17 protein-coding genes are annotated in these 26,444 nt (G+C 71.4%); 15 read left to right on the top strand and 2 right to left on the bottom strand.

Annotated elements, in window-relative coordinates; genetic code table 11:
* Window positions 1–108: 108 nt before the first annotated feature.
* The 4 genes from AB0D53_RS18920 to AB0D53_RS18905 are packed head-to-tail and all read left to right on the top strand — an operon-like array spanning window position 109 to window position 10,405.
* On the top strand, window positions 109–504 hold the full coding sequence (locus AB0D53_RS18920; protein ID WP_362447578.1) for an acyl carrier protein: 396 nt from the start codon (window positions 109–111) through the stop codon (window positions 502–504).
* Window positions 501–6,953 (top strand): type I polyketide synthase, encoded by a 6,453-nt coding sequence (locus AB0D53_RS18915; protein WP_362447575.1) that lies wholly within the window; start codon window positions 501–503, stop codon window positions 6,951–6,953. Before AB0D53_RS18920 ends, AB0D53_RS18915 begins: the two co-directional genes overlap by 4 nt.
* Window positions 6,950–8,809, top strand: a complete 1,860-nt coding sequence (locus AB0D53_RS18910) for a beta-ketoacyl synthase N-terminal-like domain-containing protein (RefSeq protein ID WP_362447572.1) — start codon at window positions 6,950–6,952, stop codon at window positions 8,807–8,809. Before AB0D53_RS18915 ends, AB0D53_RS18910 begins: the two co-directional genes overlap by 4 nt.
* Before the next feature lie 24 nt (window positions 8,810–8,833).
* The gene (locus AB0D53_RS18905; protein WP_362447569.1) at window positions 8,834–10,405 is read left to right on the top strand and encodes a fatty acid--CoA ligase; all 1,572 of its coding nucleotides are present in this window, start codon (window positions 8,834–8,836) and stop codon (window positions 10,403–10,405) included.
* A 78-nt stretch (window positions 10,406–10,483) separates the two neighbouring features.
* Here the strand turns inward: AB0D53_RS18905 and AB0D53_RS18900 are convergent, their stop codons facing one another.
* The gene (locus tag AB0D53_RS18900; RefSeq protein WP_362447566.1) at window positions 10,484–13,681 is read right to left on the bottom strand and encodes an amidohydrolase family protein; all 3,198 of its coding nucleotides are present in this window, start codon (window positions 13,679–13,681) and stop codon (window positions 10,484–10,486) included.
* 369 nt (window positions 13,682–14,050) lie between these two features.
* Here AB0D53_RS18900 and AB0D53_RS18895 point away from each other — a divergent pair, with 369 nt between their 5' ends.
* From AB0D53_RS18895 to AB0D53_RS18845, 11 genes are all read left to right on the top strand, one after another.
* Entirely contained in the window at window positions 14,051–14,482 is a 432-nt protein-coding gene (locus tag AB0D53_RS18895) for a hypothetical protein (protein WP_362447563.1), read from the top strand.
* Between the two features lie 220 nt (window positions 14,483–14,702).
* Window positions 14,703–15,572, top strand: coding sequence for a Gfo/Idh/MocA family oxidoreductase (locus tag AB0D53_RS18890; protein ID WP_362447560.1), 870 nt, complete (start codon window positions 14,703–14,705; stop codon window positions 15,570–15,572).
* Between the two features lie 429 nt (window positions 15,573–16,001).
* Complete coding sequence (locus AB0D53_RS18885) at window positions 16,002–16,934, top strand: helix-turn-helix domain-containing protein (protein WP_362447557.1); 933 nt, start codon at window positions 16,002–16,004, stop codon at window positions 16,932–16,934.
* Window positions 16,935–17,265: 331 nt separating this feature from the next.
* Window positions 17,266–18,366, top strand: a complete 1,101-nt coding sequence (locus AB0D53_RS18880; protein WP_362447554.1) for a phytanoyl-CoA dioxygenase family protein — start codon at window positions 17,266–17,268, stop codon at window positions 18,364–18,366.
* Complete coding sequence (locus AB0D53_RS18875) at window positions 18,348–19,745, top strand: DUF6271 family protein (RefSeq protein ID WP_362447551.1); 1,398 nt, start codon at window positions 18,348–18,350, stop codon at window positions 19,743–19,745. Before AB0D53_RS18880 ends, AB0D53_RS18875 begins: the two co-directional genes overlap by 19 nt.
* Complete coding sequence (locus tag AB0D53_RS18870) at window positions 19,736–20,905, top strand: type III PLP-dependent enzyme (RefSeq protein WP_362447548.1); 1,170 nt, start codon at window positions 19,736–19,738, stop codon at window positions 20,903–20,905. Before AB0D53_RS18875 ends, AB0D53_RS18870 begins: the two co-directional genes overlap by 10 nt.
* 13 nt (window positions 20,906–20,918) lie before the next feature.
* Window positions 20,919–21,476, top strand: coding sequence for a GNAT family N-acetyltransferase (locus AB0D53_RS18865; RefSeq protein ID WP_362447545.1), 558 nt, complete (start codon window positions 20,919–20,921; stop codon window positions 21,474–21,476).
* Between the two features lie 6 nt (window positions 21,477–21,482).
* The gene (locus AB0D53_RS18860; RefSeq protein ID WP_362447542.1) at window positions 21,483–22,676 is read left to right on the top strand and encodes an MFS transporter; all 1,194 of its coding nucleotides are present in this window, start codon (window positions 21,483–21,485) and stop codon (window positions 22,674–22,676) included.
* Window positions 22,677–22,820: 144 nt separating this feature from the next.
* The gene (locus AB0D53_RS18855; RefSeq protein ID WP_362447539.1) at window positions 22,821–23,519 is read left to right on the top strand and encodes a 4'-phosphopantetheinyl transferase superfamily protein; all 699 of its coding nucleotides are present in this window, start codon (window positions 22,821–22,823) and stop codon (window positions 23,517–23,519) included.
* Between the two features lie 23 nt (window positions 23,520–23,542).
* A complete protein-coding gene (locus tag AB0D53_RS18850; protein WP_362447536.1) occupies window positions 23,543–24,685 on the top strand; it encodes a P1 family peptidase in 1,143 nt (380 codons plus the stop codon).
* Window positions 24,686–24,784: 99 nt separating this feature from the next.
* A complete protein-coding gene (locus AB0D53_RS18845; RefSeq protein ID WP_362447533.1) occupies window positions 24,785–25,372 on the top strand; it encodes a hypothetical protein in 588 nt (195 codons plus the stop codon).
* 111 nt (window positions 25,373–25,483) lie between these two features.
* Here AB0D53_RS18845 and AB0D53_RS18840 read toward each other — a convergent pair whose 3' ends face one another.
* Window positions 25,484–26,437, bottom strand: a complete 954-nt coding sequence (locus AB0D53_RS18840; RefSeq protein WP_362447530.1) for an acyl-CoA thioester hydrolase/BAAT C-terminal domain-containing protein — start codon at window positions 26,435–26,437, stop codon at window positions 25,484–25,486.
* Between the last annotated feature and the right edge of the window lie 7 nt (window positions 26,438–26,444).

Below are 26,444 nucleotides of genomic sequence, written 5' to 3'. Positions count from 1 at the left end.
GACGCAGCCCTCAATTCCCTTGTGCAATGCCGGACTTAGAGGCCCCGATCCTTCCATCCGCGACCAGTGCGGTCAACCGGAACCGAATATCCGCGACAAAGGAGCAGCATGACTTCGCGCACCCCCTGGCTTCAGGAATTGTTCGACACTCCGCCGTCCGAACGCCGGACGCTTCTCGAATCACTGGTCGTCGCGGAGTTCAAGCGTGAACTGATGATGGGCGAGGAGGATGTGCTGCCTCTCCAGGTGAGTTATTTCGAACTCGGACTGACCTCGCTCGGTGCCGTCGACACCAGGCAGCGCCTCGAACAGGAACTGGGCCGGCCGCTCGATTCGGCCTTCCTGTTCAATCACCCGACGGTCGGGGATCTCGTCGAATTCCTGACCACCGAGGTGGTATCCGAGTTCTTCTCCGCCACCGCGCCCGGCCCCAAGGCCCAGCAGGATGCGGAAGTTTCCACGAAAGACCTGGTCAACGACGTTCTCAAGGAGCTCTACCAGTGACCGAAACGGCCTCGCCCCGCCCCGATGCCCTGCTGAGGAGCCTACTTCTGGAGAAGTACGAGCCGATCGCCGTCATCGGAATGGGCATTCGGCTCCCAGGGGACAACAACACCCCCGAGGAGTTCTCCGCATTTCTCAGGGAGGGGCGCTCGGGAACCGGCCCCGTACCCGAGGACCGTTGGGACATGGAGGCCGTGCAGGCCGCCGAGAAGGAGGCCGGCCGACGCCCTGTGGCGGCGGGCGGCGGATTCGTCTCCGGTATGGATGAATTCGACTCAAAATTCTTCAACATATCTCCGAAGGAAGCCGATTTCATGGATCCCCAGCACCGCTGGGCCCTGGAATCAGCCTGGCGTGCCCTGGAATCCGCGCACATCGATCCGGCCGCCCTTCGCGGTGGAAACGGCGGCGTGTATCTGGGCGTCGGACAGATGGACTTCGCGATCGATGTCGAGGCACTGGACCCGCTGGACCTCGACGCCCATGTCGCGGCCGGCACCGCCCACAGCGCCGCCGCCGGACGCCTGTCCTACTTCCTCGGCTGGCGCGGTCCCTGCCTGAGCGTCGACACCGCCTGCTCCGCCTCATTGGTGGCGCTGCACCTCGCCGCCCAGGGACTGCGCCGCGGCGAGTGCGACATCGCCCTCGCGGGTGGCGTGAACGTGAACCACCATCCGCGCAACCACATCGTCTACTCGCGCGCCGGAATGCTGTCGCCCGACGGCCGCTGCAAGACCTTCGACGACTCCGCCGACGGCTACGGCCGCAGCGAGGGCTCCGGCATGCTCGTCCTGAAGCGGTACTCCGACGCCCGGCGCGACGGCGACACCGTGCTCGCACTGGTCCGCGGCTCCTCGGTGCGCCAGGACGGCGAGAGCGGCGGCCTGACCGTCCCCAACGGCACCGCACAGGTCGCCCTCATGCGCGACGCCCTGACCGCGGCCAACCTGGAGCCCGCGGACATCCAGTACGTGGAGGCGCACGGCACCGGAACCTCCCTGGGCGACCCCATCGAGCTGGGCTCCATCAACACCGTGTTCGCCGCGTCCCGCACGGACGGCGAACCGCTGGCCGTCGGCTCGGTGAAGACCAACATCGGCCACATGGAGGCCGCCGCGGGCGTCGGCGGCGTGGCCAAGGTCGTCCTCCAGCTCCAGGAAGGCGTGATCTACCCGCACATCAACCTGGAGACGCCGTCGCGCCACATCCCCTGGGACCGCTATCGCGTGACCGTCCCGACGCAGCTGCGCGACTGGCGGGCCGACGGGCCCCGGCGTGCCGTGGTCAACTCCTTCGGATTCGCTGGCACCATCGCCTCCGTCGTCCTCGAACAGGCGCCGCCCGCCACGGCGTCCCCTGCGGCGGCGGACGACGGCACCGCCGTCTTCACCCTCTCCGCGAAGGACCACGGGGGACTGCGGGCACAGGCCGAGGCCTATCGCCGCTTCCTCGACGCACACCCGGACCTCGCCGTCCCCGACCTCTGCCGCAGCGCCAACCTCGGCCGCGCCCACCTGCCCGCCCGGCTGGCCGCGCACGTCTCCTCGCGCGAGGACCTGGAGCGACTGCTCGACCGGCAGTCGGCGGGCGAGGCCCCCGCCGCCCCGGACCTCCGCTTCACCGAGGCCGCGTTCCTCTTCAGCGGGCAGGGCGCGCAGTACGTCGGCATGGGGCGCGGCCTCTACGACCGCTACCCCGAGTTCCGCCGTCACCTCGACGACTGCGACCGGCTCTTCGCCGACCGTCTCGGCCGCTCCATCAAGGAGATCATGTTCGGCGAGGCGCCGGACAGCGAGCAGGAACTCAACCGGACCCTCTACACCCAGCCCGCGCTGTTCTGCCTGGAGTACGCGACGGCCCGGCTCTGGATGTCCTGGGGGGTGCGCCCCGGCATCCTGCTCGGGCACAGCGTCGGCGAGATCGCGGCGGCCGCGGTCGCGGGCCTGTTCTCGGTCGAGGACGCGGTCCGGCTGGTCTCCGTCCGCGCCCGGCTCATGCAGTCGGTGTCGGCGGCCGGTGGCATGGCCGCCGTCTTCGCACCGGCGGAAGAGATCGCCCCGCTGCTGGAGGCGTACCCCGACCTCGGTCTCGGCGCCGTCAACTCCCCGCGCCAGTGCGTGATCTCCGGAGGCAGCGACGCGCTCGCCGAGGTCATGGAAACCCTGCGGACGCGTGGCGTCGACGTCAAGCGGCTGCCGGTGTCGCACGCCTTCCACTCGCCCCTGATGACCGAGGTGTTCGACGCGTTCCGCGCGGCCATCGCCGACATCGCCTTCCACGAGCCGCAACTGAGCTTCGTCTCCAACCTCACCGGCGAGGTGGCCACGCTCGCCGAGGTGGGCACCCCCGATTACTGGGTCCGCCACATCGGCGAGCCCGTCGACTTCGCCGCCGGTATGCGCTGCGTCCAGGCCCGCGGGCCGCACGTCCTCATCGAGGTCGGCCCGTCCGCCGCGCTGATCGGACTGGGGCGGCACAACGGCGACCCCGACGCCCACCTGTGGGTGTCCAGCATGGCCAGGTCCGACACCGGCGCCACCACCGTGGGCACCGCCCTCGCGCAGTGCTACCGGGCCGGACTCCCCATCTCCTGGACGGGCTACCACGCCGGGCGCGGCGGACGGACGGTGCCGCTGCCGGGCTACGTCTTCGCGAAGAAGCGCCACCCGCTGCCCTCGACCCGCCTCCGGGGCACCCGGGCCGGCCACGCGTCCGGACCGGCCCACCACCCGCTGCTGGGCCGGGACATCACCGCCCAGGACCGTCGCGCGGCGGGGGAGCGCGAATTCAGCGCGCTGATCGCCCCGGACTCCCCGGCCTATCTCGCCGACCATGTCGTCATGGGCCAGGCGGTGTTCCCCGGGGCCGGGTACGTCGAAGTCGTGCTGGCACTCCAGGACGCGGTGCACGGGGAGACCGGCCGGCTGATCCAGGACCTGCGCATCCACGAACCGCTCTTCCTGCGCGAGGACGAGCCGGCCGAGATCCGTACCCGGCTGCGTCCCCACGAGGGCGCCGGGGGCGCCGACGGGCCCGCCGCCGTGGAGATCGTCAGCCGCGTGAACGGCAGGGACGGTGTGATCGAACGCGTCCACGCCACCGCCACCCTCGGCGCCCCGCCCACCGGACCCGCGGAGCTCGGCGAGGTCGTGGACCGGCTGCGGAAGGCGGCCGCCGACCCGGGCGAGCCGCAGGCCCGGCAGCACGGCGAGGACCTCTACGAACGGTATGCCGAGCTGGGCCTGCCCTACGGACCGGAGTTCCGGCGCGTCGTGCGTGTCGACCGGTACGCCGACGGCCTCGCCACCGGTGAGCTGCGCGGCCTGGACACGCCCGCCGCCGAGCACCTGCGCGCGTCGGTCCTGGACTGCGCGATGCAGACCCTCGGCGCCGCCGTCGACCTGGACGGCACCTATCTGCCCGTCGGCTTCGACGGCGTCGAACTGCTCAAGCACCCCAAGGGCGATCTGCGCATCCTCATCCAGGTCGACCTCGACCCGGCCGGTGAGCTGCTCGCCGACCTCGTCGCCCTGGAGGGCACCCGGACGGTCTTCGTCGTCAAGGGCGTACGCCTCAAGCGTGTCGCCGACGCCCCGGCCGACCCCGCCGAACGCATGCTGCTGCGCCCGCGGTGGCTCAAGCGGTCGCTGCCGTCCGCCCGAACGGGCTTGGAGGGCCGCCGGGTTCTCGTCGTCCGGCCGGGCAACGGTCTGCCGGACGACCTGTCCGACCGGCTCGCCGGCACCGGTATCGAGGCACTGCACGCCCCCGACGCGGCCGGTGCCGCCGCCCGGCTGGCCGAGGACGGCGCCGTCACGGACCTGTGCTGGTTCTGGACGCCCGCGCCCTCGGCCGAGGGCGAGGAGCGGCTGCGCACCGAGACCGAGCGCAACTTCCGCGAGCTGCTCGCGCTGGTGGCCGCGGCCACCGGCCCGGCCGCCGGCCGCGGCCCGCGGGTCATGCTCGTGACCGAACGGGCCCAGTGGCTGCCCGGTGACACCGCTGCCACAACGCCCCAGGACGCCCTCGGCGCCGCCACCCTGTGGGGGTTCGGCGCGGTCCTGCTCAACGAGTACCCGGCCCTGCGGACCGTCCTGCTCGACCTCGACGGAACCGGCCTCCAGCCGCTCGTCGACGAGTGGCTCGCCGGTGACGGCGCGGGCGGCGAGCACCAGATCGCGTACCGGTCCGGCATCCGGCATGTGAAGCGGCTCTCCCCGCCCGCCCCCGGGACACGCGAGGACGTCAACACGGAACTCACGATCACCGAGTACGGCCAGTTCTCGGCCGTCCGACCGGTCCCCGTCGAGGACCGGCAGCCCACCGGGGACGAGGTCACCGTCCAGGTCCACGCCGCCGGACTCAACTTCAAGGACGTCCTGAACGCGCTCGGCATGCTGCGCCAGTACGCCCTGGACCACGGCATCCCGTACGAGCCGCTCCCGCTCGGCTTCGAGGCCTCCGGAACCGTCGTCGAGGCGGGACCCGACGCCGCGTTCCGGCCCGGTGACGAGGTGGTGCTGAGCCGGATCGGCTCCATGCGACGGCGCGTGACCGTCCCGTCCACGGTCGTCGTGCGCAAGCCCGCCGGCCTCAGCTTCACCGAGGCGGCCGGACTGCCCGCCGCGTTCGTCACGGCCTTCCACGCACTGCACCACCTCGCCGGCATCAAGGCGGGCGACCGGGTCCTGATCCACGCGGCCGCCGGCGGCGTGGGACAGGCGGCCGTCCAGCTCGCCCGGCTCGCGGGTGCCGAGGTGTACGCCACCGCCAGCCCCCGCAAGTGGCCCCTGCTGCGCTCCCAGGGCGTGGCACACATCATGAACTCCCGCACCCTGGACTTCGCCGACGAGGTACTGGAGGCCACCGGAGGCCGAGGGGTCGACATCGTCCTCAACAGCCTCAACAAGGACTACATCCCGGCGGGACTGCGCGCTCTCGCCACCGACGGACGCTTCGTCGAACTCGGCAAGATCGGGATCTGGTCGCCCGAGGAGATGAGGTCGGAGCGACCCGACGTCGGCTACCACAACTTCGACCTCAGCGAGCTGCCCGCCGAGGAGCTCGAACGCCTCAACGGCGACATCCTGCGGACGGTCGCCGAGCACATCGAGGCCGGCCGGCTGACCCCCCTGCCGGTGGTCGGCTACTCGCCCGACGAGGTCGAGGAGGCCTTCGGCGTCCTGAGCCGGGGCGCCAACCTCGGCAAGATCGTGCTGGAACTGCGCGACGAACGCGACCTGCCCGCACGGCCGGTGAGCATCGACGCGGGGGAGACGTACCTCGTCACCGGCGGTCTCGGCGCGCTCGGACTGGCCTCCGCGCGCAAACTGGCCCGGGAGGGAGCCCGCCACATCGCGCTCGTCAGCCGCCGCGCCGTCGACGAGGACGAGCGGGCCTCGATCGCCGCCGGACTCGGCGAGGGCGTCGAGGTCCACGTCCACCAGGGGGACATCGCCGACGCGGCCGACGTCCGGCGGATCGTCGGTGAACTCGCCGCGGCGGAACACCCGCTGGGGGGTGTCCTGCATGCCGCGGGCGTCCTCGCCGACGCCCCGCTCGCGGCCCAGACCTGGGAGAGCATGGACACCGTCCTGCGCGCCAAGGTCTACGGCACCTGGCTGCTGCACCGCGCGGTCGCCGAGGTCCCCACGGTCCGCTTCTTCGTCGGCTACTCCTCGGTCTCCTCGGTGCTCGGCGCCGCCGGCCAGGCCAACTACGCGGCGGGCAACGCCTACATGGACGTCCTCATGCAGTGGCGGGCGGCCGCGGGCCTGCCCGGACTCAGCGTCAACTGGGGCCCGTGGGGCGACATCGGCATGGCCGCCTCGCTCACCGAGCGCCAGATCGACGGCATCGCGGCACGCGGACTGAAGTTCATCAAGCCGGGCGCGGCGTTGAACGCGCTGTTCACCGCGCTCGCCCGGCCCGGCGCCCAGGCCGTCGTCGGCGAGTTCGGCTGGGATGCCTACATCGACGCCCTGCCCACCCCCAACGCACTCTTCGAAGGGCTGCGTTCGGGGCGCGATGGCGGACCGGACCGGACCGAGTTCGACATCGAGGCGCTGCTCGGCCGGCCGAGGCCCGAGCGCGAGGTCGCGCTGCGCGAACTGCTGCGGGACCGGATCGCGAACGTGCTGCGGTACGACTCGCCCGAGGAGATCGATCTCGACGCACGGCTGGTGGATCTCGGTCTCGACTCGCTCGGATCGGTGGAACTGAAGAACGCCCTGGAGACCGCGCTCGGGATTCCGCTGCCCGCCTCCACCCTCTTCGACTACCCCGCCGTGCGGCCCCTGGCCGCCTTCATCGACGAGCAGCTCGTACCGGACCGGACCCAGGAGGGACAGGACACACCGTCGCGGCAGTCGCCCGACGAGGACGTGCGCGATCTGACCGACGCCGAGGCGGACGACGAACTCGACGCCCTGCGCGGGATGTTCGAGTGACGGGCGGCTCGACGGTGACGGGCTACATCGACCACCTGGAGACCCTGTCGAAGAAGCAGCTCATGGTGATGCTGGCCCGGCAGCACCACGAGCGGACGCAGCCGGTCGCCGTCATCGGCATGGGCTGCCGGCTGCCGGGAGGGCTCGACGATCCCCGGGCCCTGTGGAGCGCCCTGCGCGAGGGGCGCGTCCTGTCCACCGAGACGGCCGGGGTGCCCACCGACAGCCTCGGCCGGCCGCGCTGGAACCCGGCGGCACCGGACCTGGCGCCGCTGGCCGGACGGCTCGGCCAGGGTGCCTACCTGACGGATGTGGACCTCTTCGACGCCGACTGGTTCGGCATCGCGGAAGAGGAGGCCCGGCACATGGACCCGCAGCAGCGCCTGCTCCTGGAGGTCGCAGCCCAGGCCCTCGCGGACGCCAACCTCTCCCGGGAGCGCCTGCGGGGGCGCGACGTCGGTGTCTACGCGGTCGCCGGGCCGGTGGAGTACCCCTACGCCTGGCTGCGCGGCGGGGTCCCCGGGACAGGCCTGTCGCCGCACATGAGCACGGGCACCTCGCCCAGCGCCTTCAGCGGCCGGATCGCGTTGTCCCTGGGGCTCAACGGCCCGGCGGTCACCGTCGACACCGCGTCCTCGTCCATGCTGACCGCCGTGCACCTGGCGGTGCGGGCGCTGCGTGCCCGCGAGTGCGACATCGCCCTCGTCGGCACCTGCAACCTGCTGCTCTCGCCGTTCAGCACCGGCATCCTCGACCGCGCCGGGATGCTCTCTCCCACCGGTCGCAGCAGGCCCTTCACCGGGCGTGCCGACGGACACGTCCGCGGTGAGGGCTGCGGGGTCGTGGTCCTCGAACGGTACGCCGACGCCGTGGCCGACGGAGACCGGCCGTACGCGCTCGTGCGCGGCAGCGCCGTGCACGCCCAGGGCGACCGGCCCAGCATCTCGGTGGCCCCGGCGCGCGGCCAGCGGGCGGTCGTCGAACGCGCTCTGCGCGACGCGGGAACGGCACCCGAGGAGGTGAGTTACGTCGAGGCGCAGGCCAACGGCTCCCGGATCGGCGGCCAGATCGAGGCCGAGGCCCTGGCCGACGCGTACGCGCGACGCACCCCCGGCGCACCGCCGCTGTACATCGGCTCGTGCAAGGCGAACATCGGCTACCTGGAGACCGCCTCCGGCGCCCCCGGGCTGATGAAGACGGTGCTGGCGCTCGCCCACGCGGAGATACCGCCGCAGCCGGGTGAGGACGAGGCCGACCCGGACATCCCGTGGGACCGGATGGCGCTGCGGCTAGCCGCGAAGCCGACGGCCTGGCCGACGGAGGGCCGGAGGCGGGCGGCCGTCAGCGGCTTCGGCTTCTGCGGCACCCTGGCGCACGTCGTGCTGGAGAGTGTTCCGGAGCGCCCGGATCCGGACACCGGGGCCGCCGAGGACGCGGGCCCCTGGCCGCTCCTGCTGTCGGCACACAACGCCGAGGCGCTGGCCGGCACGGCCGACCGGCTGGTGAGGCATCTGCGGGAGAGCGCCGACTGGTCCCCCGCCGCCGTCTGCCGGACGCTTGCCGAGGGCCGGGACCACCGTGCCGTCCGCTACGCGGCCGTCGTCCACGACCGCTCCGGCCTTCTGGCGGCGCTGGAGCGCGCGGCCTCGGGCGCCCCCTCGGCGGGGTTCGACGGCGACGGCTCGCCCGGGTCCGCCGCCGACGCGGCGCGGCACGTCCGGCGGTATCTGGCCGGGGAGGCCCCCGCCACCGCCGAGCTGTGGCCGCAGGACACCGCACGCCCCCGGCTGCTCCACCTCCCGGGCCCCGCACTCGTCGGACGGCGGCACTGGCCCGATCACCACAACTGGCTCTGAACCTCCACGGACAGGAAACCCCGCATGTATTACCCGAACCTCAGAACCGCCGCCGACACGGTGGCGTTCCACGCGACCCACCATCCCCGGCGCACCGCCGTGAACTGCGAGGGCCGGGAGGTCACGTACGAGCAGCTGCACCGGGAGAGCAACCGTTCGGCCCGCGCCCTGCTCGCCGCCGGCGCCGGGCGCGGCTCGCGTGTCGCCTACCTGGGCAAGGAGTCCGAGGACTACTACGAGATCTTCTTCGCCTGCGCCAAGACCGGAGCCGTACTCGTCCCGATCAACTGGCGGCTCAGCCCGGGCGAGGTGGAGCACATCCTGCGCGACTCCGGCGCCGAACTCCTCTTCGTGGAGGAGGAGTACGCCGAGGTCGCGGCCCGGATCCGTGCGGAGCTGCCCGCCCGCCCCGTGATCGTCGGGCTCGACGGCGGCTCCGTCCGGGGCGCGGGCTTCCGGGAGTGGAAGGCCGGGCTCCCGGATCACGGGCTCGCCGTCGAGGCCGCGCCCGACGACCCGGTCACACAGATCTACACCAGCGGGACCACGGGCCTGCCGAAGGGCGTCGTCCTCGCCCACCGCAGCTTCTTCGCGATCCGCGATCTGCTCGCGGAGCACGGACTCGACTGGATCGACTGGCGCCCGCAGGACATCAGTCTGATCAGCATCCCCGGCTTCCACGTGGCGGGCATCTGGTGGGCCATGCAGGCGTTCAACGCCGGGGTGACCAGCGTGGCCATGCGCATGTTCACCCCGCACGACGCCGTGCGGCTGATCCGGGAGCTGGGCGTCACCACCACCTGCGCCGTGCCGTCGATGCTCCAGATGATGGTGTCCGAACGCGGTGTGGGACCCGCCGACTTCGCGTCGTTGCGCAAGGTCACCTACGGGGGGTCCCCGATCTCCGAGACGCTGATGCTCCAGTGCATGGAAGTCCTCGGCTGCCAGCTGGGCCAGTTGTACGGACTCACGGAGAGCGGCAACACCGCGCTGTGCCTGCCGCCCTCGGACCACCGCCCGGGCAGCCCGCGGCTGCGCGCCGCGGGCCGCCCGTACCCCGGAGTCTCGGTGCAGGTGGTCGACGAGAAGGGCGGCGTCCTGGAGCCCGGTGCCGTCGGGGAGATCTGTCTGCGCACGCCCGCGGCGATGCTGGAGTACTGGAACATGAAGGAGGCGACGGAGGAGACCCTCGCCGACGGCTGGCTGCACACCGGCGACGCCGGATACCTCGACGAGGACGGCTACGTCTATGTGTGCGACCGCCTGAAGGACACCGTCATCGTCGCCGGTGAGAACGTCTACCCGGCGGAGGTGGAGAACGCGCTGTGCACCCACCCGGCGGTGGCCGAGGCGGCCGTCATCGGGGTGCCCGACGAACGCTGGGGCGAGGCGGTGCGGGCCTTCGTCGTGCTGCGTCCGGAAAAGTCGGCCACCCCTCGGGAACTGAAACTCCACCTTCAGGGCCGGCTCGCCGATTTCAAGTCCCCGAGCGGTTACGAGTTCATCGAGCGGATTCCGCGGAACCCCAGCGGGAAAATACTCAGGCGTGAACTCCGCAAGGATTTCTGGGCCGAACGCGAACGACAGGTGAACTGATTCGGGGACCCTTTTCCCGACGCGGTTCCGGGACCGGTGGAAGCCGGTCCCGGAACCCGTGCGCCGGTGTGCGCGAAATCAGCGGGAGCGGCAGCAACCGACGTGCTGCCATTCCGCCTCGTGCCAGTACTGGGCGGAATTCCCGCGCGCACTGGGCGCCGCGGCCCCGACCGTGTTGCGGGGCGTGGCACGGCCGGTGGCCGTGGCGGACGGGCGGAACGGTGCGAGCAGCTCCGGTACGTCGTACGCGTGGCCGCCGACCATGACCCGGCGTACCGCCGCCGCCGTGTCGATGTCGGTGAGCGGGTCCCCGGCGACGCACACCAGGTCGGCCAGGTGGCCAGGCGCCACCCTGCCCAGCCGGTCGCCCAGACCGAGGGCCCGTGCGGCGTTCCCGGTGGCCGTGAGCAGTGCCTCGCGCGGGGTGAAGCCGTACTTCACCATGATCCGCAGGTTCTGGTGGATGCTGATGCCGATGTCGTCCAGGGCCGAGTCGGTGCCCGCCACGACCAGGCCCCCGGCCCGCTGCACGCGCAGCAGCATGTTGCAGTCCCCGACGGTCCAGGAGTGATTGACCTCGGCATCCGTACCGCCCGACGCGGCGTCATCGGCCTTCTGGACCAGCCTGTCGTACTCCCAGTCGGGGTACAGCACCCTCGTCCGTTCGTCCTCGACGAGGGAGCGGTCCTCGACGAACAGTTCGGAGGCGAACAGGAGGGTCGTGGAGATCCACATGCCACTCGCCACGAGCAGGTCCACCGAGTCCTGGAACGACCGCCCGGCGGCGAAGCTCAGCGTCCGTGAGTAGCCGAGGCGGTTGCCGCCCCCGGTGTGTTCCATGCCGTCCAGGCCGGTACGGGCCGCCGGGTAGAGGTAGTGCGAGGTCACGGGGATACCGGCGGCGTGCCCGCGGGCCACGACCTCCCGTTCGTACTCCAGCGGCAGCCGGATGTACGACTTCAGCAGGTCGTAGCGGAGGGCCAGGGCCCGCTGGATGTCCCGGTCCAGCTGCTCGGGCGAGAGGACCGGCCGCATGACGTGGTGGCGTCCGCGGGTTCCCTCGAACCCTTCACCTGAGCCGAAGTAGCGCGGCCCGACCTTGGTGCCGGCCGCCAGCGCCTCGCGTGTCTCGACCATCTGGTAGGACGGGTCGGCGGGGGTGCGGCTGGTGGTGACACCGTAGGCGAGCCAGGCGCGGCCCTGCCGGTCGCCCCATTGAGGGCCTCGCCAGTGCCAGTGGTTGTGGGTGTCGATCAGGCCCGGCATGACGGTGAGGTCCGCGGCGTCGACGACCCGGTCGCCCCGCACGCTCCCGCGCCGCACGACCTCCTCGATCCGGCCGCCCCGCAGAACGACGTCGGCGCCGTGCCGCAGCGAGTCGGACGTACCGTCCCATACCGCACCCGCGCGCACCACGGTCCGCCCGGTGGGAGCGGAACGGCGGGTCCAGGACAGCCGGGTCGGCACGGTGCGCGGAGTGCCGCCGTCGAGGGACACCGCGCGCAGCCGGCCCAGCGACAGGTAGAGCAGCGTGCCGGTGCGCGTGGCGACGGACAGCGAGTCGGCGATCTCGTCGGTGAGCCGCACCGGCTCGCCGGTGATCCGGCCGGCCGCGTCCACCGGGACCTTCCACGCCTGGCTCGCGATGCCGACGACGAGATGGGTGCCGTCGGGCGTCCACAGCGGGCCGTCGCCGTTGCGGGTGGAGAGCGAACGTCCCGGCGCCACCGGCTGGTAGCGCAGTTCGTTCGTGGTCAGGTCGACGGTGAGGATCTGGTTGACACCGTTGAGGCTGCGCCGGGAGTACGGGGCGGCCGCGGCGAGCGCCAGGATCCGGCCGTTGGGCGACCACGCAGCCGGGCCGGGCTGGTAGAGCGCGGGGGTGACCTGGGTGACCGAGCCGTCGGCCAGGGTCAGCACCCAGTTCGCGCCGCTCTCGTCCTGGTACGCGATGCGGGAGCCGTCCGGTGACCAGCGGGGCGCGAGCTGGGCGTTCGGCAGGTCGGTGATCCGCTCCGAGGCGCCCTCGGCGATGTCGTACCGCCACAGGTTCGCGGTGCCCGCCCGGTCGCTGACGTAGACGAGGGACCGGCCGTCGGGCGCCCAGTCGGGGGAGGAGTTGTAGTAGCCGTCGGCGACGATCTTGACGGGCCGCTCGGCGCCGGTGAGCAGCCACAGGGCGTTCAGCGCCCGGAAGGCGATCTTCCGGCCGTCGGGGGAGAGCGCCGGGTCGGCGATGCCCAGGACGTCCTGGGGGCGGTCGCCGGTCAGGTCGGGGCCCTGCCGGGCTTCGTGGTCCACCCGGCGCACCTCGACCGTGGCGGTGAACGGGACCTCGGTACGCCCGCCTCCGTCGAGGGGCCGCCGGTAGATCCGGCCGTCGGCGGTGTAGAGCAGCTCGCCGGACGGCAGCCAGACCGGTGCGAGCGGGAAGACGTCCTCGTCCTTCGTCAGGGCCCGGTCCCCCAGCATGAGCTCGGCGCGGGCGCCGGTGACCCTGATGTACGCGAGCCGGCCGTCGGGCCCGGACGCCGGGGCGTACAGCGCGGCGTCCGCGGGGCCGGTCAGCAGCGTCCGGGTCGTTCCCGTGGCCACGTCGACCGACTCGATCGAACCCTGGTCCGCGACGTACACCACCTGTCGCCCGTCGGCGGACCACGTCGGCATCGAGAGGTTCCGGTCCTGCTGGGTGATCGCCCGCCGGGCGCCCGTCGCCGTGTCGAGGATCTCGATGCGAGCGGTGTTGTCCCGGTCCGAGGCGAACGCGACGAAGCGGCCGTCGGGCGAGAACTTGGGCTCCTGGTCGTACCCGTCCCCGGTGGTCAGGCGACGTGCCCCGGACCCGTCGGCACCGACGCGCCACAGGTCGTACGTTCCCGCGCGGAAGGACTGGAAGACCAGGCTCTTTCCGTCCGGCGCCCAGTGGGGCTGCGTCGCGTCCAGCGAATCGTCGGTGAGCCGGCGTGCCGTACCGCCTCCGGCCGGCATCAGCCAGATCGCGTTGAGCGCGTCGATGGCGAGCGTCCGGCCGTCCGGTGACAGCGCGGCGCACAGGTTGGCGCTCTCATGGGTGTCGACCCGGACGAGGCCGTCGGCGGCCGCGTGGCCGGCCGGAGTCCCGTCGGCGTGGGCGACGGCGCCCCTGCCGAGCTCGCCCGCGAACCATAAGGTTCCCAGCCCGACGGCACCCGAACGATGCAGCAGGGTACGGCGGGACAGAAGGCCCGATCCTTCCTCGGGAACTTCCTCGGATGCTCCGGATGTCTGTGCGGTCACGATGGATCCCCCTCGCGCGACGGAAGGCAACGCACGGTCATTCCCGATGAGTTGCCCCGTCGTTCGGACGTGTGTTCGTTCGGCGCATCGAAATATATGGCATCGGCCAATGCGATGGAGGGATTCAGGTCAGATCGCCGAGGACGGCAGGGGGATTTCCGTGCATTGATCCGAGGGTCATCCATTTCTCCGTCGTACGCTCCGGGACCCATTCCGGGCGCCGGGCCGGACGGTGGGCGGCCGCGATCCCATTTACGGCGGGGCCGGGTGGCGGTGCCGGGGAATTGCGGTGATCCTGGCAGGGGAACGTGGCTGTCTTCGCACGGGCCAGGCGCGTCGGTGGCCACGTCGAACAGGAAGGCTGTGGCCATGACAGCGATACCGAACAAGACGCCACCGGGCCACCGGGGGTCCGGCAGCGCGAAGGTCGACGGAGCGTCCCAGGTGGCCGGGTCCCTGCTGATGCTCAGCGGGCCGCTCAGCATTCTCATGGGCGCGTCCGGTATCGCAGAGGACAACCTGTTCGCCGCCTCGACCCGGTACGCCTACCGGTTCGATCTCACGGTCTGGGGTGTGATCCACCTCGTGGTCGGAGTGGCGCTCGTCGTCGCCGGCCTGGCGATCCTGTTGAACAAGAGCTGGGGCCGCGGGGCCGGTGTGGCCGTGGCGGGGATCAGTCTGATCACCCAGTTCATGTTCGTTCCGTACTACCCGGCGTGGGCCATCCCCGTCATGGCACTCGACCTCGTGATCCTCTTCGCGCTGACGAGGTTCCATGTCGGAGCCGACGCCGGTCGGTGACCCCGGGCAGGTCACGATCCCGGTCCGGGCCGCGTCGGCACGAGGCGCCGAGGGGGCCCGCCGGCCCATGGGAACCGGCACGGGGGAGCCGGACCGGGACGCCGCCTCGTGACCCGTTCGTCCCCCGTGGGAGACTCGGTGCCGCGCTGCGCAGGGGCGCCCCTCACGCCCGGGAGGGCGTGGTTCCACAGGCCTGTCGCCTCGAAGGGAAGCTTTCCGGATGCGCATCGGGATCGTCGGCACCGACAACAGCCATGTCGACCAGATCGTGCGCCACCTCAACACCGACGGGGCGGCGGGCGACGCGCGCGTCGTGGCGCTCAGCGGTGGGCGCGGGCGGCGCAACGACGCACTGGCGGCCACCGGCGGGATCGCGGAGATCGTCGACGAGCCCGCGGAACTGCTGGGCCTGGTGGACGCCGTCGTCGTCGCGGACCGGGACGGCGCACGCCACCGGGACCAGGCGATTCCCTTCCTGTCCGAGGGGCTTCCGGTGTTCGTCGACAAGCCCCTCGCCCGCACTGTCGAGGACGCCCGGGCCCTGATCGACACCGCGCGCGCCCATGACGCGCCGCTGACCTCCTCCTCGGCGCTCCGGTGGATTCCGGACACCGAAGCGCTGGCGGCCCGTTCGGCCGCGGGAGGAAAGCCGGAGCTGGTCGTCGTCTCCGGGCCCGCCGATCCGGCCGGCGACCACGGCGGGATCTTCTTCTACGGCATTCACGCGGTGGACATCGCACTCCGTCTCGCCCCCGGCGAGATCTCCGGCGTCCGCACGGATGTCACCGACACCACGGTCGTCGCGTCGTTCACGGCCGGCGACACCCGCGTCGTCGTGAATCTGGTCAAGCCGGGGAGCGCGGACCAGATCCCCTTCCACGCGATGACGTTCACCCGGGAGGGCATGGTCCAGCAGACCCTCGTCCCGGGCGCGGACTACTGCGTGCCCGGCCTCGAAGCGTTCCTGGAGATGGCCCGCACGGGCAGGCCGCCGATCGGCTACGGGGATCTGCTGCGCCCCATCGAGGTTCTGGAGACCGTCGCCACGGCCCTGGCCCTGACCGAGGCTCCGGCCGGCGTCCGGCCATAGGCCGGGCGAGGCGCGGCCAGGTTACGGCCTGGCGAAGGGAAGCAGACCAACAGGCGTACACCAGAGGGCGTTTGGCCTGGTGGGGGTGGTTCTCGGGTGTCCACCCGGCCGGCTCGGCGGCCCCGCGAGCGGCACGACCACGTCACGGGTGGTCACAATTCGCGCGCATGTCATCGCCCTGGGTGATGGGTGGTGTGACCTGGAGCACAGGCTTCTTGACAGTCGCCGGGCGGGTGTCGAAAGCTCATTCATCATTGGTCTGGACCACAATGAATGGGCGGGTTTCATGGTCAAGCCGTCGCATGCTTCCGCTGTGGGTGTGCAGCGTTCGTTGACTGAACGCCGGTTCAGATCAAGACGGTTGGTTCATCCCCGGCCTGCCGCCGGGGTGCCTGCCCCGGTGCGCTCAGGTGCGGGCCGGGGGAACTGATGGACCGACAGCTGTCCGATGTGCGGCTCGCTCTGTGCGAGCTGTGGCAGGCGTTCGGTGCCGCCGCGTTACTGGTCCGGTACGGCCCCGACGTCCCCTGGCCCCATGCCTCCTGGGCCCGCGAGGCGCACGCGGCACTGACACCGCGACTGCGGTCGGTGGTCGAGCTGGCCCGGCCGCGCGGGCGCATTCCTTCGTTCCTGTCGGGCGGTGTCACTTCCCGGCGCGCGGGCGTCGCCGATGAGCTCGACGACATGGTGTCCGCATCGGCCGGGCTCGTCCGTGACGAACTCGCCCGGGAGTACCCACAGGCCTTCGCGGACCCACTGGTCGCCGCCGTGATCCGCGACCCCGAGGCGCAACTCCGCTACCTGGCGGTGGAGTTCTCCAACTTCTGGCGGAGCGCGATCGAACCGCGCGGGGTCGGGCTGGCGCGCTCCCTGGAGGAGGAGATCCTCTTCCGCTCGCGCACCCTGGCGGTGGGCGGGGGAGCGGCACTGCTCCGCGAACTCGGGCTCCCCTCCGAGCGCACGGACGGTGTGGACCGCGTGACCGCCGTACCGATGCTGTTCGCGGACGGCACCCCGTGGTGGTCGGTCGCCGGCGGGCGCACCGTGCTCTCCTTCACGGCGCGGGGGGCGGGACTCCTGCACGCCGATCCCGGGCCGCGCGGCGCCGAACAGCCGCCGCGCGAGGACAGGCTGGCGATCCTGCTGGGCCGGGGGCGCGCCTCCGTCGTCCGTGAACTGGCCGTACCGATCACCACGTCCGCCCTCGCCGACCACCTGGGGCTCGCCGCGAGCACGGTCTCCCAGCACCTCTCGGCCCTGGTCTCCGCGGGCGTCGTGCAGCGCCACCGGGCCGGTACCCGCGTCCTGTACGAACTGAACCGTTCCGGCATGGCTCTGACACAGTGTCTGACGAACAAGTGAGCTCCGCCGCCGGTCCACGGTTGTGTCCCTCACCAGCCGGTTCGCCGGGAACAGCCCGTCGGCGTGGTGCCCGGCCGAGGCGATTCGGCGTACACCGAAAGGCTTGTCCGCCACCGCGCGGTCGACGAGAGTCGAGCCGGGGAACGGCTCGGCCGAAGGCCGACAGGACGCCGGCCCCGTGAGGCCGGCGATCCGTCGGCCCGCCGACCGGGCAACCGGGCCACGTCCAAGGCCCGGTCCCGGCACCACACACCGCCGGCACCGACGACGAGGTCGGTCGCGCGGATGCCGTTCCCGGTCCCCACCGACGCTTCGAACCTGGAGTGAACGCATGCCGACGCCCGATCCGTATCTGCACCGAGCTCCCTCCGGCCGCCCGTACTTCAGCTCGGACGGTGAGGCATATCTGGCCCGTACGCCACTGAGGGACATCCGCAAGTCGCACGAGCTCCGGGTGCTGTCCGAAGCGGACTTCGACTTCTGGCAGACCTACGGCTACGTCGTCGTCAAGGAGGCCGTCCCGGCCGCCGCGGCGAAGCGCCTGCTGGACTTCACCTGGGACTTCCAGGGACTCGATCCGGCACGGCCCGAAAGCTGGTACGGGGACCGGCCGTTCCGCACCGATCTCGACCGGGAACTGCATGTCTACGGCTTCGTCGAGGCGTACCACCACCAGCTCATCTGGGACAGCCGGCAGGCTCAGCGTGTCTATGACGCGTTCGTCGACGTGTGGGACTGCGAAGAGCTGTGGGTGACCCTGGACCGGCTCAATCTCAATCCGCCCAACATCAGGAACCGTGACCGCGCGCTCATCGCGCCCACGGACAAGGGCTTCGACATCGAACTTCACTGGGACGTCGATACCACGCTCGGCGTGCTGCCCCAACGGGTGCAGGGGATCATCGCGTTGAACGACACCCGGCCCGAGCTGGGCGGCTTCCAGTGCTCGCCCGAGCTGTTCCGCCGGTTCGAGGAGTGGAAGACCGCCCAGCCGGCGGACCGGGACCCGATCAGGCCGGACGTCGACCGGGCGGAGTTTCCCGTGGTCCGGCCCGAGCTGGAGGCCGGGGACCTGCTGATCTGGAACGGTCTGCTCGCGCACGGGGTGGCACGCAACACCTCGGAGGACGGCGTGCGCGCGGTCCAGTACCTCTCCATGATGCCGGCGCTGGAGTCGCACGAGGAACTGCGGCGCTCCCGGGTCGAATCGTGGCGCCGGCTCGGCACACCCGACTGGAACGGGACGCTGGTCGGCGATGCCACGAAGCACGAATCCCTCAGGTACGGCACCGCCGCGCTGAACGGCCTCGGCGAGAGACTGCTGGGGCTGACGTCCTGGAACGAGCAGGGAACCGGGCAGAGGGACGAGCGCGGGGACGGGCTGGAGACCGAATGGGCGACGGGAGAGCCGGTATGCGCAGAATCTGCCTGACCCTTCCGACCAACAGGGCCTGTGCCGAAACGATTTCGGCCATCGGTGAGGAAGCGGACTACGCGGCCGACCGCTTCGGCGTCGAGGTGCACCTGCTGATCCTGGACTCCTCCGGGCAGCAGACGTTCGCCGAACACGCCCGGGTCGTCGGCGAGGGCCGCCGGGCCCCGCAGGTGATCGTGCACCACCTCGACGAGGCGGAGCAGCGGGACTTCCTGCGCCGGGTGATCCGGCGTTCCGGTGTCGTCCAGCCGGACCTGATGCTCGATCTCATGCTCCCGGCCGGTGTGTCCTACGGCGCCTGCACCAATCGTGCCTTCCTGATCGCCGCAGCGCTCGGGTGCCGGTCGGTCCACCGCAGGGATTCGGACAGCACGTATCAGGTGCTGAACGGCGAGACGGTCTTTCCCGTCCACCACGAGCTCCTCTCGCTCGGAAAGACCGCGGCCGACGCGGTGGACGGCGTGTCCGAGACCGTGCTCGCTCCGGAGCACGCGCCCAAACCCGTGGTGATGGTGGGCAGTTCATTCGTGGGTGAACTGTCGGTGGACATCGGCGAGATGGCCCGGCTGGACCCCGGCGTCCACCACGACGTCGTCAGTCTCTGGGCGCCGCGCCACTGGTCGGACGAGCAGAAGCGGGACCTGGTCGACGAATCCTTCAAGGGAGCGGGTACCGATCCGTTCACCGGCGATCACTCGATCCTGACCCTGGTCGATCCCATGCGGGTCGACATGTGCAACATCAGCTTCCTGGATCAGGTCTACGAGCGGGTGCCACTGCCACCCGCGACCGACACCATCGGCAGCGACTACTTCCTCATGCACCTGGTGCACGACGGCAGGCTGCCCGGAGTCCTGCACAACCGCAACATCGTGAACTACTACACGGCCGAGCGCAGGACCGACGCCGGGTTCATGGCCTATCAGCTGCGGTTGACGAAGTTCTTCCTGTCGATGCTCTACTTCAACCGCATCTACGACCGGATGGCTGCGGCCGGTGACTCACTGACCGACGAGAACTTCCACGTACGCCCGGAAGCGGTGGCCGAGTCGGCCCGGGAGAGTGCCGGGGCGGACCGCGACGAGAACGTACACCGGCTGGACGTCCTGCATCGCTCCTACCGGAAACTGGGCGGCAGATACGCCGAGTTCGCCGACCTTCTCGTGTCGCGTGGCCGGCGACTGCTCGACGAGGCCCAGTCGGACATCGAGGACTTCGCCCTGCTGACCGAGGCCTGGCACCCACTGGTGGAGGCGAGCGGATCCACCGGGCTCCACGGGTCGAGGACGTCCGCAGGCATCCACGGGGCGAGCACGTCCGCCGGCGTTCACCGGCCGGGCCGGCAGACCGTACCGGGGTCGCCGTCATGCGCCTGAACGCACCGATGCGCGCCGCACTGGAAGCCTCCGACGACGACCGGATCTTCTTCGATCTCGCGGGAATCGAAGCGCAGTACGACCTGCTGCTGAGCGAGTTGCCGGACATCGCCGTCCGCTTCGCCATGAAGGCGTGCCCCGTGGACGAGGTCCTCGTCCGACTGGCGGCGAAGGGATCGGGTTTCGACGCCGCAAGTCCCAACGAGATCGCCCAAGCCCTCAGAACCGGTGTGCCGGTCGAGAGGATTCATTACGGCAACACCATCAAGTCGGACCAGAACATCGCCGACGCCCATCGCCTCGGCGTGCGGGACTTCGCGACCGACAGCCTGGAGGACGTGGCGGCGACAGCGGCCCACGCCGCCGGTTCCCGGGTGTTCTGCCGGCTGGCCACCAGCGGGGACGGGGCGCTGTGGGGTCTCAGCCGGAAATTCGGCTGCTCCGGAGCCGACGCGGTACGCGTCATGGAGGCGGCGCGCTCGGCGGGCCTGACACCGTCCGGACTCTCCGTTCACGTCGGCTCGCAGCAGATGACGTCCGAGGCCTGGCAGGACGCCTTCGAGCGCCTTGCCGATGTGCTCACGGCCCTGAATCGGCGGGGCATCCTGCCGGACCGGATCAACCTCGGCGGCGGCCTGCCCGCCCTCGGCTACCTCGACAGCCGGGGCACACCCCTGGACCCTCCGCTGGACAAGATCTTCGCCGTGATCCGGGAAGGCATGCAGCACCTCGGCGCCGCCTCCCGGTCCCCTCTGGACTTCGTCATGGAGCCGGGACGTCATCTGGTCGCCGACCACGGCGCGATCAGGGCACATGTGTCACGGCTCTCCTCCCGCGGGCAGATCGACGGTGCACGCGAGCACTGGCTCTATCTGAGCTGCGGGAAGTTCAACGGGCTCTACGAGATGGACCAGTTGCAGTACCGGCTGCTGTTTCCCTCGCACCCCGGGACGGAAAGCGTCCAAGCCGTGGTCGCGGGCCCCACGTGCGACAGCGACGACGCGTACGCCCATGACCACCATCGCGTCCGCGTCCCCGTGTCCGCCGCATCGGGGGACCCGGTCTGGGTTCTCTCCAGCGGCGCCTATGCCACCGGATACATGACGCAGGGGTTCAACGGTTTCGATCCGCTTCCGTACACCTGCGTGAACAGCGACTAGAGGGGTCACGACCGTGCGTATACGGCACATCGCCGACCGCGACTGGGACGCCGTCGTGGCGCTCGAAGCCGGTGTGTACTCCGACGACGGACTGTCGGAGGGGCGGGCGGCCCTGAAGTCCCGGGCCGACGCCTCGCCCGGCACCTGCTTCGTACTGGAACAGGGATACCGGACGGCGGGCTACCTGCTGTCCCTGCCCTACCCGACGTTCCGGTACCCGGAGCTGGGCAGGACGGAGGAGACCGTCCTGTCTTCGCGCAATCTGCATCTGCACGATCTCGTCATCGCCGAGGAACTCCGCGGCAGAGGGCTCGCGAAGGCGCTTCTGCACCACTTCACGGGAACGGCGCGATCACAGGGATACGAAGAGATCTCCCTGGTCGCCGTCTCCGGCAGCGACACCTTCTGGGCGGCGAACGGATACCGGGCCCACCGGGAGGTCGCACCCCCGAGCGGTTACGGGCCCGACGCGGTCTACATGTCCAGGCCGGTGCCGGGCGCCCGCGCCGGAAGCAAGAACCCCGTCCATGCGCCATCGCATCGGACACCTATGGAAGACGAAGTGGGCTGATTACCTGTGTCCGGTGTTCCTGACCGATTCCGACGGTCGCAGCTCGCGATCGCGGCGTTGTTCTGCTTTCTCGGGTTCCAGTACGCGACCTGGGCATCACGGCTCCCCGCCATCAAGACCCGGCTGGATCTGACGGAAGCGGAACTGGGCCTGTTGCTGATGGCCTGCGGTGCGGGCGCGGCAGCGTCGTTCCCTCTCACCGCCGCACTGATGAGACGCATGGGCTCGCGGCGCCTCGCGCTCGTATCGGCCGGATGTCTGAGCCTGCTCCTGCTCGCGCTCTCGGTGGCGCCGGACTACCCGGTGGCGCTCCTCGTCATCTGCTGCGACGGAATCGCCGTCGGCTGCCTGAACGTCGCGATGAACGCACAGGGGGCGGCTCTCGAAGTCACCTATCAGCGGACCGCCATGGCGAAGCTGCATGCGACGTTCAGCGCCGGCTCGCTGTTCGCCGCGCTCCTCGCGTCCGGTGTGAACCTGGTGACCAAGGACATCGCCGTGCACTTCGGCGTGGCCGCCGTGCTGCTGCTCCTGCTGGTCGGTCTCACCCGGTCGGGCCTGCTGACGGAGGAACAGCGGACACCGGTGAAGGACCAGGAGCCGAGCCAGGAGCAGGCGCAGGCGCCGGAGAAGAGGCGTCGCAAGCTGAACATGCCCTCCCGCGTGACGGTCTGGATGGGCTGCGCGATGGTGTTCGGCACGGTGACCGAGGGCGCCATGAACGACTGGTCCGCGCTGTACATGAAGGACGTGGTCGACGCGGCGCCGGAAATGGCGCCCATGGGCATCGCGGTGGTCTCGGTCATGATGGTGCTGGCCCGGATCTTCGCCGACGGCTGGCGCAGCCGCTGGGGCGACGGGCGCATCGTCCGCGTCGGCAGCGTGGTCGCCGGTGCGGGGCTCGCGCTCGCCCTGTTGGCCGGCGGTGTGGTGCCGACGCTGATCGGGTTCGCCTGCGTCGGACTCGGCGTCGCGGCGGTGACGCCGTGCATCTACGTGGCGGCGGCAGCGCAGGGCACGGACGCGCTGGCCCTGGTCGCCGCCATGGGCACGACGGGCCTGCTGGCCGGACCCGCGGTGATCGGCTTCATCGCGAGCGCCAGCAGCCTGGTCTGGGGCATGGGTGCCGTCGCTGCCTCGGCGGTCCTGGTGGCCCTGTGCGCCACGCGGATCCGCTGGCCGAGGCTCGCCGAGTCCTGAGGAAGGCGGAGGATGGCGCAGAGGGCGCTGACGGCAGGGCTGTGTCCGATGCGACACTGTGGAGTCGGCGTTCGTGCCATCGGACGGTGGGGAGAGCGCCCGGCACCAGGCAGGATGGGGGAGTCCAGCCGGTAAGGGGAGACCATGATCGAGAAAATCCTGCCGTCCCGGGTAGCGGTGGCAGAGGCGTTCTCCGACCTGCCGGACGCCGTGCTGCTGCCCGGCGAGGAGGAGCTGACCCGCGGCTTCGTGGCGAAGCGGCGCAAGGAGTTCACCACGACGCGGCACTGCGCCCACCGCGCGCTCGGTTCGCTGGGCATCGCTCCCGTCCCCGTCCTCAAGGGCGAACGGGGCGCCCCGGTCTGGCCGGAGAACACGGTCGGAAGCCTGACCCACTGCACCGGCTACCGCGCCGCCGCCGTGGCCCGGCGGCCGGATGTCCTCACCGTCGGCATCGACGCCGAGGAGAACGCGCCACTGCCCGGCGATGTGCACAACAGCATCGCCCTGGCGTCCGAACAGCGACGCGAGCGCGAACTGCGCCTGGAGCACCCGGTGATCCACTGGGACCGTCTGCTGTTCAGCGCGAAGGAAGCGGTCTACAAGGCGTGGTTCCCGCTCACCCACCGTTGGCTGGGCTTCGAGGAGGCCGACATCGAGCTGCGCCTCGACGGCGGCTTCACCGCCGAACTGCTGGCCCCGGACCTGCAGCCGGTGCCCGGGGCGGGGATGAGGGCCGTCCCCACGGTCTTCCACGGCCGCTGGATGTCCGGGAAGGGGCTGCTGCTGACCGCGATCGTCATCGAGAACACCCCCGGCACCCAGGGGCTGTCCGGCGGGTAGGTGTTCCCGTAACCTCTCTCCGCATGAGCGGAGATCACCCGGGCGAAGACCGTAAGCGCGCACGTGAGTTGGGCATTCCCCTGACCGGCGAGCCGGGGCCGTGGAACGCGATCACGGACGTGCCCGGTGTCGAGGTCGGGTACGTCACCCTCGTCGCCGGCGACGACGTACGCACCGGAGTGACCGCGCTGCTGCCGCGCGGCCGGGACGGGGTGGGCACCCCTTGCGCGGCCGGTTGGCACTCGTTCAACGGCAACGGCGAGATGACCGGGACCGCGTGGATCGAGGAGAGCGGCTCCCTCGCCGTTCCGGTGGTCATCACCCATACCTACGCGGTCGGCCCGGTGCACCGCGGTGTGGTCGAGTGGGTGCGCGCCAACTGCCGCGGCATGGCACCCGAGTGGCTGCTGCCGGTCGTCACGGAGACCTGGGACGGCCACCTCAACGACATCCACGGTCCGGCCGTGGAGTCCCGGCACGCGGCCGCCGCGATCGAGGCGGCCGCGTCCGGCCCGGTCGAGGAGGGATGCGTCGGCGGCGGGACGGGCATGCGCTGCTACGGCTTCAAGGGCGGCTCGGGCACCGCGTCGCGCGTGGTGGAGTACGGCGAGGACCGGTACACCGTCGGCGCCTTCGTCCAGGCGAACTTCGGCGCACGGCGCGAACTGGTGGTGGCCGGTGTGCCGGTGGGCCGGGATCTGACCGACCCGGTCGAGGCGCCGGCCCCCGTGGCGGAGCCCGACGGGGAGCGCCCGGTGCCTCCCGGCGCGGGTTCGGTGATCGTGGTGGTGGCGACCGACGCCCCGCTGCTGCCGGGTCAGTGCAAGGCGCTGGCCCGGCGGGTGACGCTCGGCCTGGCCCGTACCGGCACCACCGGCAGCCACTTCTCCGGAGATCTCTTCCTGGCCTTCTCCACGGCCAACCCGACCGCGCTGACCAGTACGTTCCCCGAGGACGACGGCAGCGCGCCCTACGAGTCGATGCGCTTCGTGCCCTGGGGCCGGATGGACCCCTTCTACGGAGCGGTGGTCGAGTCGGTGGAGGAAGCGGTGCTCAACGTGCTCACCGGCGCGCACTCGATGACCGGCCGGGCCGGACACCATGTACCGGCGCTTCCGCTGGAGCAGGTGAGTGAACTCCTGGCGGCGCGGGGCGCGGTGTCGTAGCCCCATCGGCTTCATATACGTCGTCCTCCGGCGGCTCCTGCGGCCGTTCAGCGGCGGGCTCGCTGGCCCGGCACAGTTTCGTCGGCCATACTGCCCGCCGTGGAGCAGCGCATAGATCCGAACACTCAGCCCGGATACGCCGCAGGGACAGACCCGGCGTTCATCCCCGGTCTCACGGCCCCCGTCGCGGCCGGGAAGCCGGATTCGAGCCTGGAGCAGACAGACCTGGAGCAGACAGAACCGGAACAGACGCAGCCGGAACAGGCGGTGCCGGAACAGGCGGTGCCGGACGGGACGGTGCCTGAAGGGACGGTCACGGAAGGGACCGAGCAGCGGCAGGACGACGCCGCCGAAGCCGAGTCCGACGCGGGGAAGGTCCCCGCGGCGGACGGGACGGCGGCGGAGGACGGACCCTCGTTCGAGGTGAGCGACCGCCGCGGTTCGATCACCGTGGACCGTGAGGGCGTCCGGTTCCGGCTGGACGACCAGGAGGCCGACTTCCGGTGGGACGAGATCGGCGCGGTCGAGGTGAAGACCCCGCGGTTCGGCCGCCGGTTCACCGTGACGGTCCACATGTCGACCCGCCGGTGGTTCAACGCCGAGGTCGAGGCACCGGCCAGGAGCAGCCTCAAGGAGTGGGCGTCGGACCTCGACGAGGTTCTGGACGCCTACTTCGAGGAGTCCTGACCGCGGCGGTGCCGTGGGAGGGGCCGGGCCGGCGGACGGAACGACCGCCGGCCTTCCCACGCACCGCGGGCCGCCTCACCACCGCGGGCCGCCTCACCGCGACCGGCCGCCTCACGCGCCTTCGGCCGGAGCGGGCGTGCCGCGCAGCGCGTCCAGGATGCAGGGCCAGGCGGCCGCCCCGAGGGCCGCGTCCGCCGCGGTCGAACCGCCGTACAGGAACTGCGCGGAGACGGGCGCGGGGCCCTCGCCCGGCAGCCGTGGGCGGTGGCCCGCGTCGGGGCCGCCGACGACCCGTACGGGCAGCCCGGCCGCCCTGCGACGGGCGGCCAGCTCCTCGGCAAAGCGCAGCGAGGGCCACATCCTGTCGTCGCCGCCCGCGACCAGGACGAGTTCGGCACCGGACCTCTCCACCGGGATTCCCGCCGCGCCGACGTGGTCGGCGTACGTCCGCAGACTCTGCTCGTACCAGCCGAGGACGGCCACGGGACCGCCCTCGGGCCCTCCGGGCGCCGGTGCCCAGGAGTCGTCGAGGGGGACGAACGGCAGCGGCTCGCCGCGCCAGGTCCAGGAGGACCGGTACGGCCGGGCCCGCCCGTCCCGGCCGGGGCCCACGTTCGCCCAGGTCACCGAGGTGGGCGAGAGCGCCACCACGACGTCGACACCGGGCAGGAGCACCGACAGGTGCAGGGCGGCCTCCGCGCCCTTGGACGTACCGAGGACGCCGATCCGCCGCGCACCGCCCGCGCGGAGCACCCCGACCGCGGACTCGAACGTCTCCAGCGGGACCTCGCAGATGCCCGGCGGCCGGCCGGGGCCCCCGAACCAGCGGATCGACAGGGCGGTCATGCCCTCCCGGGCCAGGAGCCTGCACCGCTCCTCCTCGATGCGTCCGCTGGACCCGGACAGCACCAGCACCCCGACCTCGCGGCCGGGTACCGGCCCGCCCGCGGTCCGTGCGAGAAACCCCTCGCGAACGCCCGGGTACAGGGCTTCACGAGGGGTTCCGCGAGCAGCCTCGCGAGCGCCTTCGCCGGGATCGCCGAAGGTGCGCTCGACGATGTGCACCGGCCGG

This window comes from Streptomyces sp. NPDC048295 (genome assembly GCF_040652135.1).
GTDB lineage: Bacteria > Actinomycetota > Actinomycetes > Streptomycetales > Streptomycetaceae > Streptomyces.
This window is presented reverse-complemented; position numbering and strand designations above follow the sequence as displayed.

Excerpts from the sequence above, each read along its gene's own strand:
- AB0D53_RS18870 (WP_362447548.1), top strand. The coding sequence starts at position 19,736 with ATGCGCCTGAACGCACCGATGCGCGCCGCACTGGAAGCCTCCGACGAC.
- AB0D53_RS18920 (WP_362447578.1), top strand. The coding sequence starts at position 109 with ATGACTTCGCGCACCCCCTGGCTTCAGGAATTGTTCGACACTCCGCCG.
- AB0D53_RS18875 (WP_362447551.1), top strand. The coding sequence starts at position 18,348 with ATGCGCAGAATCTGCCTGACCCTTCCGACCAACAGGGCCTGTGCCGAA.
- AB0D53_RS18855 (WP_362447539.1), top strand. The coding sequence starts at position 22,821 with ATGATCGAGAAAATCCTGCCGTCCCGGGTAGCGGTGGCAGAGGCGTTC.
- AB0D53_RS18880 (WP_362447554.1), top strand. The coding sequence starts at position 17,266 with ATGCCGACGCCCGATCCGTATCTGCACCGAGCTCCCTCCGGCCGCCCG.
- AB0D53_RS18890 (WP_362447560.1), top strand. The coding sequence starts at position 14,703 with ATGCGCATCGGGATCGTCGGCACCGACAACAGCCATGTCGACCAGATC.
- AB0D53_RS18895 (WP_362447563.1), top strand. The coding sequence starts at position 14,051 with ATGACAGCGATACCGAACAAGACGCCACCGGGCCACCGGGGGTCCGGC.
- AB0D53_RS18885 (WP_362447557.1), top strand. The coding sequence starts at position 16,002 with ATGGACCGACAGCTGTCCGATGTGCGGCTCGCTCTGTGCGAGCTGTGG.
- AB0D53_RS18850 (WP_362447536.1), top strand. The coding sequence starts at position 23,543 with ATGAGCGGAGATCACCCGGGCGAAGACCGTAAGCGCGCACGTGAGTTG.
- AB0D53_RS18905 (WP_362447569.1), top strand. The coding sequence starts at position 8,834 with ATGTATTACCCGAACCTCAGAACCGCCGCCGACACGGTGGCGTTCCAC.